The following is a 12,850-nucleotide window of genomic DNA, read 5'->3' as shown; positions in this document are numbered from 1 at the left end:
ACGAATCCGGATCGAAGGCTACGGCGAAGTAGCCAAGCTTGGCCGCTGCGCACTTTTCCAGGAATTGCATTAAGGGCACGGAGAGGTTCGCCCGGACCGGCAACCTGCCGCAAGATCAGCGCTTGTGGCTGCCCAACTCGCCAAGCAGCTTGGTCATCTCGTCGTCGAGGGAAGGCTTGGGCGCGGGTTTGCTTGCGGCCGGCTGGGCGTGCGTCTCGTCGAGAGAGGTCTCGAGCTCCTGCATCAACGTGTCGTCGATGGAATCATTTGAGGGCGGCGGCGTGTATCTGGCGCTGCCGTTGGTCGTCCCGTAGCCCGGCAGCGGCATGACTCTGGCCGTCGGCTGGGTGGGCGCCGCCGGCGCGGGAGCGGGCGCCGGCGCGCGCGGGCGTGCGGCAGCAGATGGCTGGGAGGCAGCCGGCGGCGGTTGTCTGGTGGGGGCGGGTGCGGGCGGAGGTGCCGGCTGCGGCGTGCGCGGGCGCGCGGCGGTCGCCTGCTGCTGGCCGCTGTCGCCGGTCAGCGCCGGCCGGCGAGATGCCGCGAGCCGGATATCGCGCTCGACCACGACATCGGTCGGCCCGCCGATCAGGATCAGGTGCTCGATGTCGTCGCGGCGTACCAGCACCAGGCGGCGATGGCTGTCGACGGCGGTGGCGTCCATGACCGCAAGGCGCGTCTTGCGGTTCCTGCCGCCCGCCACGAACGTGCCGAAGGTCAGGTTGCGCACGACCTTGATGACGAGCAGGACGACGACAAGCAGAATGAGCGCTGCGAACGTCCACAGGATTGCAGCGACATAACCCGGACCCGCCACGTTATCCAGCCACTGCAGCATCGGTGCACCCAATCGCCTTTTCGAGTGAGGCGACACTAGACCGCCGCGGCGGCCGGCCGCAAGTTCACTTCACCGATCGTGAACAGTTTGAGACATGAATCGTTGATTTTATCGGACATTTGCCGCCGGGGCCTTTTCCGTTACAGGAGAATGTGATTCAACCGACCGTCCGCGCCCATCGGACACCGGAATCACGAGCAGGGGGAACATGGCCAAGGAAGCGCGCGGCGATTTCTATCCGGTACCGATCGTCGACCAGAACACGCGTCCGGGCGCCGTCACCAGGCTCATCGTCTTCATCGTCGTCTTGACGGGCGCCGCGATCGTCTTCGGGCTTTTCCGCGAGCGGCTCGGCGATCCTTTCCTGCTCGGCATGCTCGGCGTGCTCGCCATGATCGGCGTCGGGTTCCTGTTCGCGACCGCGATCGGCTTCGTGCAGGTCGCGCCGCGGTCGACGGGCGACGAATTGTCGAAAGCCTTCGTCGACTCGATGTCGCAGGGCCTGCTGGTCACCGACACCAAGGGCCGCGTCGTCTATGCCAACCGCGCCTATGCCGACATGACGGGTGCCGCCTCGGCCGCCGATCTCAAGACCGTCGAAGGGCTGTTGTCGGATGTTCCCGAGGCCTCGATGACGATCTACCGGCTGGCGTCCGGCCTGCGTGACGGCCAAGCGGGCGACGGCGAGTTCCGGCTGGCGCAATCGATCAAGCCGGGCGCCGAACCCGGCGCGCGCTGGTATCGTGCCCGCGCCCGCGCCTTCAGCATGCCCGGACAAAGGCTGCCGATGCTGGCCTGGCAGCTCGCCGACATCTCGCAGGAACGGGCGGAGCAGGAGCGTTTCTTCCTCGACCTGCAGAAGGCCATCGACCATCTCGACCATGCGCCCGCCGGATTCTTCTCGGCCGATCAGGAAGGCCGCGTCACCTATATCAACGCCACGCTCGCCGAGTGGCTTGGCATCGACCTCGCCTCCTTCACGCCGGGCGCCATCACACTGCCGGAGATCATCGCCGGCGACGGCATGGCGCTGGTGCGTTCCGTCAAGGCCGATCCCGGCACCACGCGCAACGCCGTCATCGACCTCGATCTCACCACCATGAGCGGCCAGGCGCTGCCGGTGCGCTTCATGCATCGGGTTTCGGCAAGCCGCGAAGGCGTGAACGGCCCGACCCGCACGATCGTGCTCAATCGCACACAGGGCGAGGACGCTTCGGCCGAACTCAGAGCGTCGGAGGTTCGCTTCACGCGCTTCTTCAACTCGACGCCGATGGCGATTGCCGGCGTCGATGCGAACGGACGCATCCTGCGCACCAACGCGCCGTTCCTGCAGCTGTTTTCGTCCGTGGTCGACCGCGATGCCGTCGACCGGCGAGTGCGCTTCGAGACCATCGTTCACGAGCGCGACCGGCCGGCCTTCGCGGCCGCCTTCGAGAAGGCCAGGCAGCGGCAGGCCAATATCGAGCCGATCGACTCCGTGCTGCCCGCCAATGAGGAGCGTCACATCCGCTTCTACGTCAATGCCGTCGCCGACAGCGCGGGCGGCGAGAGCGCCGAGGAATCCGCGATCGTCTATGCGGTCGAGACCACGGAACAGAAGGCCCTCGAGGGCCAGATGGCGCAGAGCCAGAAGATGCAGGCGGTCGGCCAGCTCGCCGGGGGCATCGCGCATGACTTCAACAACGTGCTGACCGCCATCATCATGGCGTCCGACCTTCTGTTGACCAACCACCGGCCGTCGGACCCGTCCTTCCCCGACATCATGAACATCAAGCAGAACGCCAACCGGGCGGCCTCGCTCGTGCGGCAATTGCTCGCCTTCTCGCGCAAGCAGACGCTGCGGCCGGAAGTGCTCAACCTGACCGATGTTCTCGCCGACCTCAGAATGCTGCTCGCCCGGCTGGTCGGCAACGACATCAAGCTCAAGATCGACCACGGCCGCGACCTTTGGCCGGTCAAGGTCGATATCGGCCAGTTCGAGCAGGTGGTGGTCAATCTCGCCGTCAATGCGCGCGACGCCATGCCGGGCGGGGGCGACCTCACCGTGCGCACCCGCAACGTGACGGCGGAAGAGTCCAAATCCTTTGCCTATCGCGAGCTGACGCCGGCCGACTATGTGCTCGTCGATGTCGAGGACACCGGCAGCGGCATAGCGCCCGATGTGCTGAAGAAGATCTTCGAGCCGTTCTTCACGACCAAGGAAGTGGGCAAGGGCACCGGCCTCGGCTTGTCGATGGTCTACGGCATCATCAAGCAGACCGGCGGCTTCATCTTCTGCGATTCCGAAGTCGGCAAGGGCACGGTGTTCCGTATCTTCCTGCCGCGCCACATCGCTGAGGTGAAAAAGCAGGCAGAGCCCGGCGAGGTGCCGGCGGCCGCGGCGACGGTCCCGGCCAAGCCGGCCGACACCGCAAAAGACCTTTCCGGCTCGGCCACCGTGCTTCTGGTCGAGGACGAGGACGCGGTGCGCATGGGTGGCGTCAGGGCGCTGACCTCGCGCGGCTATACCGTGCACGAGGCGTCATCCGGCGTCGAGGCGCTTGAGGTGTTCGAGGCGCTCGGCGGCAAGGTCGATATCGTGGTGTCCGACGTGGTGATGCCAGAGATGGACGGGCCGACATTGCTCGGCGAGCTCCGCAAGCGCCAGCCGGATATCAAGTTCGTGTTCGTTTCGGGCTATGCCGAAGACGCCTTTGCGAAGAACCTGCCGGCCGACGCGCATTTCGGCTTCCTGCCGAAACCGTTCTCGCTCAAGCAACTGGCGACGATCGTCAAGGACGTTCTGGGATCCTAAATAAGCCAGCGCTTGCAGATTGCGGCCACCCTGTCATGATGACGACCGGATGGGTCTATCATGGGGTGGTAGCGCGTGACGCCGCATATCGAGGCGGGCCGGGGGGACTATGCCGAAACCGTGCTGTTGCCGGGTGATCCCGAGCGCGCGCAATGGATGGCGGAAACTTTCCTGGACAAACCGCGCTCAGTGAACCGCCGAAGGGGCGCGCTGGGCTTCACCGGTTTGTTCCGCGGCAAGCCGATCAGCATCCAGGCGACCGGGATCGGGGTGTCGTCTTTCCTGATTTATGCCTTTGAGCTTCTGGACTATTACGGCGTCAAAACGTTGATACGCACCGGCACATGCGGCGGCTTGTCGGAAGAGGTGCCCTTGCGTGGTGTCGTCATCTCCAGTCATGTGCGGGCCGAGGGCGCAAACAGCGGGCAGGTTTTCGGGCTGTACCAGCCGGCGGGACCGGACCCGGCGCTGCATGCGCTGGCGCTGCGACGCGCAACCGACCTCGGCGTCGCCTGCAGCGCCGGACTGACGATTTGCAGCGACGTGTTCCACCACCCCGAGGGCCGAGCCCGGTTCGACGAGCCGATGGCGCTGGGCGCGCTGGCGGTCGATATGGAGACCAGCGCGCTCTATCGGATTGCGGCGCAGTTCGGCGCGCGGGCGCTGTCGCTGCTCACCGTGGTCGATCATATCGCCACCGGCGAGCTGACCGATTATTCGGAGCGCCAGGCCCTCTTTACCGACATGACCCGGCTGGCGCTCGAAGTCGCGGCTGAAGACTAGGGCGTTTCACCGTTTGACGGAAAACGGCTTAGGCGGCCTCCCGCTTCAATGCGGCCTGGTCCTCGGCGCTGGGCCGGTGGCCGCGCAGATAAAGCGCGCAGGTCGTGCGCAGCATGGAAGCGAAGTTGGGGATCTGGCCGTTGATCTCGATCGCCTCGTCATAGAGCTTCGAGATGAATTTCGGGGTCGTCAGTCCCTGGCTGTCGGCGATCTCGTCAAGCAGACCCCAGAATGTCGCCTCGAGCTGGATGCTGGTCGAGTGACCGTCGATGCGGATCGATCTGTTGATCTGCCGGTAGCCTTCCGGGTCCTGCCCGGCGAAGACTCTGCACATCGGTACCTCCCGTTGTTGTTTGTCTTGGGCGCCGATTGGTTGGCTGGCGCCTTTTTGAACACTGCCTGCGTCGGTCATTTTCGATCCGATAGCCGTCGACGGCAATCAGACTTTCGTCCTTACGCGCGGCGAGACTACCCATTTTCAAGCCGCATGCGTGGTAATCGGCTGCCACCACCATTTTTCGCCGGCGCGCATAATCGGCTTCGAAAGCATGAAGCTCACGGAGTCCGATTTGGCGAAGACGATCCATTCCATGATCAGGGTTCTCGACGAGGCGCGGTCCGTCGATTTCTACAACAAGGCCTTCGGGCTCGAAGTCGCGCAGCGGCTCGATTTCGAGACCTTCACGCTGATCTATCTCAGCAATGAGAGTTCGCCTTTCGAGGTGGAACTGACCGTGAACAAGGGGCGCACCGAGCCCTATGCGCTTGGTGACGGATACGGCCATCTCGCCGTCTCGGTCGCCGATCTCGACAGCGAGCACGACCGGATCGGCGCGCTCGGTCTCAATCCTAAGAAGATCGTCGAGTTCAACCACGACGGGGCGCTGATCGCCCGCTTCTTCTTCATCGACGATCCCGACGGTTACAAGATCGAGGTCCTGCAGCGGGGAGGACGCTTCCAATAGGAGATATTCGCCGCGGAGAGGCGCGGCGCCAGCAACGGCACTCCCTCAGGGGTGCGAGCAGCAAGCAGGGAGGAAATCATGGTTACAGTCTACGAGAAGAAACCGGGCCACGAGACGAAAGCCGGGCTTTCGCGGCGCGAGCTTCTGAAGCGCGGCGGCGCGGGCGCGCTGCTCATCATCTCCGGCAGCGCCGTCATCAGCCCCGAACACGCCTGGGGTCTCGAGACCTCGGCGCTGAAGCCCGAGACAATGGCGACGCTGATCCAGGTGGCGCGCGACATCTACCCGCACGACCAGGTGCCGGACAAATATTACGCCATTGCCGTCAAGGGTCATGACGAAACGGCGGGCAAGGACCCAGCGCATAAGGATCTGATCGAGAAGGGCATCGCCGAGCTCGACAAGAAGGCCGGCAAGGGCGGCTATCGCGGGCTCGGCTGGGAGGAAGAGCGCGTCGCGCTGCTCACCGGCATCGAGAAGACGCCCTTCTTCCAGGCGGTGCGCGGCGGGCTTGTCGTCAGTCTCTACAACCAGAAGGAGGTGTGGCCGATCTTCGGTTACGAGGGCGAGTCCTACTCCAAGGGCGGGCTACATCGCGCGCGGCTTCAACGACATCGAGTGGCTCTGAGCCGCTCTGTCACGAACCGCCTTTCGATAGATTTCATGGGAGGAAACCATGGCAGCACAATTTGATCTCAACAACGACGGCGTGGTCGTCATCATCGGCTCCGGCGCGGGCGGCGGCACGCTCGGCAACGAGCTCGCGCAGAAAGGCATCGACGTCGTCATCCTCGAGGCGGGCGCCCGCCATGAATATGACGACTTTATAAACGACGAGTGGGAGTCCTTCGCCCAACTCGCCTGGAAGGACAAGCGCACCACTTCCGGCGACTGGCGCGTCGCCAAGGATTTTCCGAACCTTCCGGCCTGGATCGTCAAATCGGTCGGCGGCTCGACCACACACTGGGCGGGCGCTTCGCTCCGTTTCCAGGAGCACGAGTTCAAGGCGGCCACGACCTACGGCCAGGTCAAGGCGCGAACCTTCTGGATTGGCCGGTGACGCTGGCCGAGATGGAGCCCTATTACGCCAAGGCCGAAGCCAAGATGGGTGTCACCGGCACCAACAACTGGCCGCGGCTGCCCGGCAACAACAATTTCAAGGTGCTCAAGGCCGGCGCCGACAAACTCGGCTACAAGGAATGCCACACCGGCAACATGGCCATCAATTCGGTGGAGCGCGACGACCGCAATTCCTGCCAGCAGACCGGCTTCTGCTTCCAGGGCTGCAAATGGGGCGCCAAGTGGTCGACGCTCTACACCGAGATCCCGAAGGGCGAGGCGACCGGCCATCTGGAGGTCCGGCCGAACTCGATGGCGATCAAGATCAATCATGACGCTTCCGGCAAGGTGACCGGCGTTGTCTATGCCGACAAGGACGGCAAGCTGCAGGAGCAGAAGGCCCGTGTCGGTCGCCGTCGCCGGCAATTCGATCGAGAGCCCGCGCCTGTTGCTCAACTCGGAATCGTCCAAATTCCCGCACGGGCTTGCCAACTCATCCGGCCAAGTGGGCAAGAACTACATGCGCCACACCACCGGCTCGGTCTACGCCATCTTCGACAAGCCGGTGCATATGTATCGCGGCACCACGATGGCCGGCATCATCCGCGACGAGGCGCGCCATGATCCCTCGCGGGGCTTCGTCGGCGGCTATGAGATGGAGACGCTATCGCTCGGCCTGCCGTTCATGGCGGCCTTCCTCAATCCCGGCGGCTGGGGCCGCTCCTTCACCACGGCGCTCGACCATTACGACCATATGGCGGGCCTGTGGATCGTCGGCGAGGACATGCCGCGCGAGGAAAACCGCATCACGCTGCACAAGAACGAGAAGGACGAGCACGGCATGCCGATCGCCGACGTCCATTTCGACGACCACCCCAACGACGAGGCCATGCGCAACCATGCCTACAAGCAGGGTCAGGCGCTCTATGCCGCTGTCGGCGCGACCAGGACTTTCCCAACGCCGCCTTATCCATCCACTCATAATCTCGGCACCAACCGGATGAGCGAGAAGCCGGAGGACGGCGTCGTCAACAAGCATGGCCAGTCGCACGACATCAAGAACCTGTTCGTGTCTGACGGCAGCCAGTTCACCACCGGCGCGGCGGAGAACCCGACGCTGACCATCGTGACGCTGGCGATCCGTCAGGCCGACTACATCGCCGCCCAGATGTCGGCGAAAACGATCTGAAGCGGTTCGGCGTAACCGCCGACCCGCTCCAGCTATTTTTGTTTGACGCAAGTCCGGACGGAAAACCGCTAAGCAGTTTCCCGGAATTGCGTTGGTCCTCCCGACTGCCTGCTGGCGCGGGACCCGCGAGGGTTCCGCGCCTTTTTATATGAACCCGCGACTATCTTCTGGTGCAGGTCGAGGCCGTGAAGGCGCCGTCCTGCTGCTTCATGATGATGTCGAAGGAAGGACCGCTCGGGTCGTCCAGCGTCGCCTGGGTCATCGAGATCGAATTGCCGCCGCTGGTGTAGCCGCCGAGCGGACCGAGCCAGGTGATCTCGCCATTGGGGTTCATCTGGTAATTGTGAGGCGGCGGCGGGGCGCCGAAGGTCACCGGGCCGCTGTAGAGGCTGCCCTTAATGGTGATCTCGCCGAGATTGAGGAACAGGCCGAGCAGGTAGACCTCGCAGTGATAGACGCCATCGGGGAGCTTGCCGTCGGCAAAATCGGCGCGGGCGCCGCCGGCAGCGGATACAAGAAGCAGGAAAGTCAGGATCGTTCGCAGGGCCATGACGTCGCTCGTTTGCACGGCGACCTTGCCCCATTTCGCCATGAGCCTGCAACAGGGCCAGTTGGATTGGTTTTGGCTGTATGATGAAAGTTTGAGCATTCTTAAAATTTGGGCAAAATCTAGGCAGCATTGCGTAAACTTTTCTCAGTCCGCCGCGCTGCAGCGGATGCAAAAAGTTTCTTGGCTACCTGATAACTCGCTGTAATTTCATTGTTATCCGGAAATCCCGGTGGGCGCATTCTCGTCTGGCACATCGCTTGCACAGTCTATGTTGCGATGCAAACAACCATGCTTGGGAGTGTGTCTATGAGGGGTAATTTCGCGAAAATAACAAAGATGCTGTCGGCAGGCGTCGTCGCGGCCGGTCTGCTGGCGTCGGCTTCCGCAAGGGCGGCTGAGGACACGATCAAGGTCGGCATCCTCCACTCGCTGTCGGGGACCATGGCGATCTCGGAGACGACGCTGAAGGACGTCATGCTGATGCTGATCGATGAGCAGAACGCCAAGGGCGGCCTGCTCGGCAAGAAACTGGAAGCCGTGGTCGTCGATCCGGCGTCCAACTGGCCGCTTTTCGCCGAGAAGGCGCGCGAGCTGATCTCCAAGGACAAGGTCGCGGCCGTGTTCGGCTGCTGGACCTCGGTGTCGCGCAAGTCGGTGCTGCCGGTGTTCTCGGAGCTCGACAACATCCTCTTCTATCCCGTCCAGTACGAGGGCGAGGAGAGCGAGCGCAACGTGTTCTACACCGGTGCCGCCCCGAACCAGCAGGCTATTCCGGCGGTCGATTACCTGATGAGCGCCGATGGCGGCTCGGTCAAGCGCTGGGTGCTCGAAGGCACCGACTATGTCTATCCGCGCACCACCAACAAGATCCTCGAGGCCTACCTCAAGTCCAAGGGCGTGCCGGCCGAGGACATCATGGTCAATTACACGCCGTTCGGCTTTTCCGACTGGCAGACCGAGGTTTCGGCGATCAAGAAATTCGGCTCGGCCGGCAAGAAGACGGCCGTCGTCTCGACCGTCAACGGCGACGCCAACGTGCCGTTCTACAAAGAGCTCGGCAACCAGGGCATCAAGGCCGAGGACATCCCGGTGATGGCCTTCTCGGTCGGCGAGGAGGAACTCGCCGGTCTCGACACCGGACCGCTGGTCGGCCATCTCGCCGCCTGGAACTACTTTGAAAGCGTCGACACGCCGGAGAACAAGAAGTTCATCGACGACTGGCACAAGTTCATCAAGAACGACAAGCGCACCACCAACGACCCGATGGAGGCCCATTACATCGGCTTCAACATGTGGGTGAAGGCGGTCGAGAAAGCCGGCACCACCGATCCGGACAAGGTCATCGACGCCATGGTAGGCGTTTCGGTGCCGAACCTGACCGGCGGCTATTCGACGATGATGCCCAACCACCACATCACCAAGCCGGTGCTGATCGGCGAGATCCAGGCCGACGGCCAGTTCGAGACCGTCTCGCAGACGCCCGGCCTCGTGATGGGCGACGAGTGGTCGGACTACCTGCCGGACTCCAAGGATCTGATCTCCGATTGGCGCGCGCCGCTGAGCTGCGGCAATTTCAACGTCAAGACCGGCAAATGCGGCGGCAAGGGCACCAACTGATGCCGCTCCGGACCTAGGTCCGTGACCACGATCCGGACCTTTGGTCCGTGACCCCAGGTCTGGCGGATCGTGGAGTGGCCCCGCGATCGAGACCGCTGTCCGGGCGGGTTCCTCAACCCGCCCGGACAAGATCGCCGAAACCTAGTTTGCGCAATTCCGGACGGAAAACCGCTTCACACTTTTCTGGAATTGCTCGAGAAAGCCGCTTGAAAACGACAATGCTTTTGCTGCGCGCAATTGGTCTGATGTTGCTGCTGACGATAGGAGGACTGACGCCGTCGAAGGCGGCCGAGGCCGATCTCCGTGCGACGATCGCCAAATTCGCCGTCGCAACCGGTTTCTCGGCCACCGAGGCCGTTGTGCGCGAGCTGGCCGCCAGCGGCAATCCGGCCGTCGAGCGCCCGCTTTCGGCGCTGGCAGACGGCAATCTCTACATTCGCAAGAGCGACTCCCAGGTCTTTGTCGGCAGGGAGGCGGGAGACGGCATCGAATTGCTCGATCCGCTAAGCGGGGAAAAGGCGGCCGACGCCACCAAGACCGACCTCACCAAGGTCAAAGTGAACAACGGGCTCCGCCGCACGATCCGGGACGCTCTGGGCACGCTGACGCTGCGCGCCAAGGACGCAAGCGTGCGTCTTGCCGCCGCCGCGACAATGTTCAAAACGCCGGACGCGGCGAATATCAAACCGCTCGACGCCGCTATAGCGGCCGAAACCGACTCGGCAGTCAAAGCCCTGTTCGAACAGGCGCGCGCGGCGTCGGTTCTAGTTTCCGACAAGCCCGAAGCCGACAAGCTCGCCGCCATCTCGGTCATCGCCGCGCGCGGCGATCGCGATGCGCTTTCATTGCTGACTTCGGTCGATGCCAATGCCCAGGGCGCGGTCAAGGACGCGGCGAGCGCCGCGATCAGACATATCAACTCCAAGCTGGCCCTGTGGGATGCCGGCCAGAATATCTGGTACGGCATTTCGCTGGGATCAGTGCTGCTGCTCGCCGCGATCGGGCTCGCCATCACCTTCGGCGTCATGGGCGTCATCAACATGGCGCATGGCGAGATGGTGATGCTCGGCGCCTACACTACTTTCGTTGTCCAGCAGGCGATCCGCACCTCGTTTCCGAGCCTGTTCGACTGGTCGCTGGTCATCGCGCTGCCGCTCGCCTTTCTGGTCGCAGCGCTCGTCGGGCTCGCCATCGAACGCGGCATCATCCGCTTCCTCTACGGCCGCCCATTGGAGACGCTTCTGGCCACCTGGGGGGTCTCGCTGATCCTGCAGCAGGCGGTGCGCACAATCTTCGGGCCGACCAACCAGGAGGTCGGCAATCCATCCTGGATGTCGGGCTCCTTCGATATCGGTCAGTTGGCGATCACCTGGAACCGGCTGTGGATCCTGGTCTTCGCGCTCGCCGTGTTCGCGGTGCTGCTCTACGTCATGAAGCGCACGCCCTGGGGACTGCAGATGCGTGCCGTCACCGCCAACCGCCGCATGGCCGCTTCGATGGGCATCAGGACGCCTTGGGTCGACGCGCTGACCTTCGCGCTCGGCTCCGGCATCGCCGGCATTGCCGGAGTCGCACTCAGCCAGATCGACAATGTCTCGCCCAATCTCGGCCGGGGCTACATCATCGACAGCTTCATGGTCGTGGTCTTCGGCGGCGTCGGCAATCTGTGGGGCACGCTGGTCGGCGCCTTCTCGCTCGGCATCGTCAACAAGTTCCTCGAGCCCTATGCCGGCGCCGTGCTCGGCAAGATCGTCGTGCTCGTGCTGATCATCCTGTTCATCCAGAAACGCCCGCGCGGCCTGTTCGCGCTGAAGGGCAGGGCGGTGGAAGCATGATCGCGCAGCGCTTCCTTTCGGCCGACCGCCGCATCGCCGTCACGATCCTCGCTTTGCTGGCAGCCGCCATCGTCGTGCCGCTGCTCAACCTTGCGGTCCCGCCACAGAGCGCCTTCTATATCCCGCCCTATATCGTGGCGTTGGTCGGCAAATATCTCTGCTACGCGCTGCTCGCGCTCGCGCTTGACCTTGTGTGGGGCTATTGCGGCATCCTCTCGCTCGGCCACGGCGCCTTCTTCGCGCTCGGCGGCTATGCGATGGGCATGTATCTGATGCGCCAGATCGGCTCGCGCGGCGTCTATGGCAATCCGATCCTGCCCGATTTCATGGTGTTCCTGAACTACAAGGAACTGCCCTGGTTCTGGTACGGCTTCGACCATTTCTGGTTCGCGGCGTTTATGGTGCTGGCCGTGCCCGGCCTGCTCGCCTTCGTCTTCGGCTGGCTCGCCTTCCGCAGCCGCGTCACCGGCGTCTATCTGTCGATCATCACCCAGGCGATGACCTATGCGCTGCTGCTCGCCTTCTTCCGCAACGATATGGGGTTCGGCGGCAATAACGGCCTGACCGACTTCAAGGACATTCTCGGCTTCAGCGTGCAGGCAGACGCGACGCGCTCGGCGCTGTTTGCGGCGAGCGCGGTCACGTTGGCGCTCGCCGTCTTCGTGACCGCTGCGATCGTCCGCTCCAAATACGGCAAGCTGTTGATCGCGGTGCGCGACGCCGAGAGCCGCACCCGCTTCCTCGGTTGGCGGGCCGAGAACGTCAAGCTGTTCGCCTTCACCGTTTCCGCCATCATGGCCGGCATCGCCGGCGCGCTCTACGTGCCGCAGGTCGGCATCATCAATCCCGGCGAATTCGATCCGGCGAATTCGATCGAGGTGGTGATCTGGACCGCCGTCGGCGGGCGCGGCACCATCGTCGGTCCGATCATCGGCGCGCTGCTCGTCAATGCCGGCAAATCCTGGTTCACCGGCGTGCTGCCGGAATTCTGGCTCTTCGCGCTGGGCGGGCTGTTTGTCGCAGTCACGCTGCTTTTGCCCAAGGGCATCGTCGGCATGTGGGATGCTTGGCGGGGCAAGGCCAAGGCGCTGCGCGCGGCCTCGCTTGCCGCGGAAGCCGGCGCCGATCGCGAGGCACCAGAGCCGAAGATCGTGCGCTCGGCGGCAAGGACGCCGGGGGCATGGTCCGCCTCCGGCGTTGAGCCGCAGCCGGCGGAGTGAGCG

General features: G+C 63.7%; 10 protein-coding genes and 2 pseudogenes. 9 read left to right on the top strand and 3 right to left on the bottom strand.

Annotation, left to right across the window (positions count from 1 at the left end):
- Positions 1–115: 115 nt before the first annotated feature.
- Positions 116–835, bottom strand: coding sequence for a hypothetical protein (locus ACVMIM_RS22225; protein ID WP_476114580.1), 720 nt, complete (start codon positions 833–835; stop codon positions 116–118).
- A gap of 208 nt (positions 836–1,043) precedes the next feature.
- Here ACVMIM_RS22225 and cckA point away from each other — a divergent pair, with 208 nt between their 5' ends.
- Complete coding sequence (cckA, locus tag ACVMIM_RS22220) at positions 1,044–3,629, top strand: cell cycle histidine kinase CckA (RefSeq protein WP_476114578.1); 2,586 nt, start codon at positions 1,044–1,046, stop codon at positions 3,627–3,629.
- Between the two features lie 75 nt (positions 3,630–3,704).
- Positions 3,705–4,412: a purine-nucleoside phosphorylase gene (locus ACVMIM_RS22215; protein WP_476114576.1), complete on the top strand. Its 708-nt coding sequence runs from the start codon at positions 3,705–3,707 to the stop codon at positions 4,410–4,412.
- A gap of 28 nt (positions 4,413–4,440) precedes the next feature.
- On the opposite strand, the gene ACVMIM_RS22210 is transcribed toward ACVMIM_RS22215, so the two are convergent.
- Positions 4,441–4,746, bottom strand: a complete 306-nt coding sequence (locus ACVMIM_RS22210; RefSeq protein ID WP_040995139.1) for a ribbon-helix-helix domain-containing protein — start codon at positions 4,744–4,746, stop codon at positions 4,441–4,443.
- A gap of 235 nt (positions 4,747–4,981) precedes the next feature.
- On the opposite strand from ACVMIM_RS22210, the gene ACVMIM_RS22205 reads away from it, so the two are divergent.
- From ACVMIM_RS22205 to ACVMIM_RS22195, 3 genes and pseudogenes are all read left to right on the top strand, one after another.
- Positions 4,982–5,377: a VOC family protein gene (locus ACVMIM_RS22205; protein WP_476114575.1), complete on the top strand. Its 396-nt coding sequence runs from the start codon at positions 4,982–4,984 to the stop codon at positions 5,375–5,377.
- A 78-nt stretch (positions 5,378–5,455) separates the two neighbouring features.
- Positions 5,456–6,005: pseudogene (locus ACVMIM_RS22200) on the top strand (gluconate 2-dehydrogenase subunit 3 family protein).
- A 48-nt stretch (positions 6,006–6,053) separates the two neighbouring features.
- Positions 6,054–7,625, top strand: a pseudogene (locus ACVMIM_RS22195) (GMC family oxidoreductase).
- 160 nt (positions 7,626–7,785) lie between these two features.
- Here the strand turns inward: ACVMIM_RS22195 and ACVMIM_RS22190 are convergent.
- Complete coding sequence (locus tag ACVMIM_RS22190; protein WP_476114574.1) at positions 7,786–8,175, bottom strand: hypothetical protein; 390 nt, start codon at positions 8,173–8,175, stop codon at positions 7,786–7,788.
- Between ACVMIM_RS22190 and ACVMIM_RS22185 the strand changes: the two genes are divergently transcribed.
- The 4 genes from ACVMIM_RS22185 (at position 8,174) to urtC (ending at position 12,847) form a co-directional block, all read left to right on the top strand.
- Positions 8,174–8,380: a hypothetical protein gene (locus ACVMIM_RS22185; protein WP_476114573.1), complete on the top strand. Its 207-nt coding sequence runs from the start codon at positions 8,174–8,176 to the stop codon at positions 8,378–8,380. The two genes, ACVMIM_RS22190 and ACVMIM_RS22185, sit on opposite strands and share 2 nt — an antisense overlap.
- A 101-nt stretch (positions 8,381–8,481) precedes the next feature.
- On the top strand, positions 8,482–9,792 hold the full coding sequence (gene urtA, locus ACVMIM_RS22180; protein ID WP_476114572.1) for an urea ABC transporter substrate-binding protein: 1,311 nt from the start codon (positions 8,482–8,484) through the stop codon (positions 9,790–9,792).
- 218 nt (positions 9,793–10,010) lie between these two features.
- Positions 10,011–11,627, top strand: coding sequence for an urea ABC transporter permease subunit UrtB (urtB, locus tag ACVMIM_RS22175; RefSeq protein ID WP_476114570.1), 1,617 nt, complete (start codon positions 10,011–10,013; stop codon positions 11,625–11,627).
- Positions 11,624–12,847, top strand: coding sequence for an urea ABC transporter permease subunit UrtC (gene urtC / locus ACVMIM_RS22170; protein ID WP_476114568.1), 1,224 nt, complete (start codon positions 11,624–11,626; stop codon positions 12,845–12,847). The genes urtB and urtC overlap by 4 nt, the downstream gene beginning before the upstream one ends.
- The last annotated feature ends 3 nt before the right edge of the window (positions 12,848–12,850 follow it).

The sequence above is a fragment of the Mesorhizobium sp. USDA 4413 genome (genome assembly GCF_056280365.1).
Note: the sequence above shows the minus strand (reverse complement) of the source record. Positions and strands in the feature narration are given on the sequence as shown.

Excerpts from the sequence above, each read along its gene's own strand:
- urtB (WP_476114570.1), top strand. The coding sequence starts at position 10,011 with ATGCTTTTGCTGCGCGCAATTGGTCTGATGTTGCTGCTGACGATAGGA.
- cckA (WP_476114578.1), top strand. The coding sequence starts at position 1,044 with ATGGCCAAGGAAGCGCGCGGCGATTTCTATCCGGTACCGATCGTCGAC.
- urtC (WP_476114568.1), top strand. The coding sequence starts at position 11,624 with ATGATCGCGCAGCGCTTCCTTTCGGCCGACCGCCGCATCGCCGTCACG.
- ACVMIM_RS22210 (WP_040995139.1), bottom strand. The coding sequence starts at position 4,746 with ATGTGCAGAGTCTTCGCCGGGCAGGACCCGGAAGGCTACCGGCAGATC.
- ACVMIM_RS22225 (WP_476114580.1), bottom strand. The coding sequence starts at position 835 with ATGCTGCAGTGGCTGGATAACGTGGCGGGTCCGGGTTATGTCGCTGCA.
- ACVMIM_RS22185 (WP_476114573.1), top strand. The coding sequence starts at position 8,174 with ATGACGTCGCTCGTTTGCACGGCGACCTTGCCCCATTTCGCCATGAGC.
- urtA (WP_476114572.1), top strand. The coding sequence starts at position 8,482 with ATGAGGGGTAATTTCGCGAAAATAACAAAGATGCTGTCGGCAGGCGTC.
- ACVMIM_RS22190 (WP_476114574.1), bottom strand. The coding sequence starts at position 8,175 with ATGGCCCTGCGAACGATCCTGACTTTCCTGCTTCTTGTATCCGCTGCC.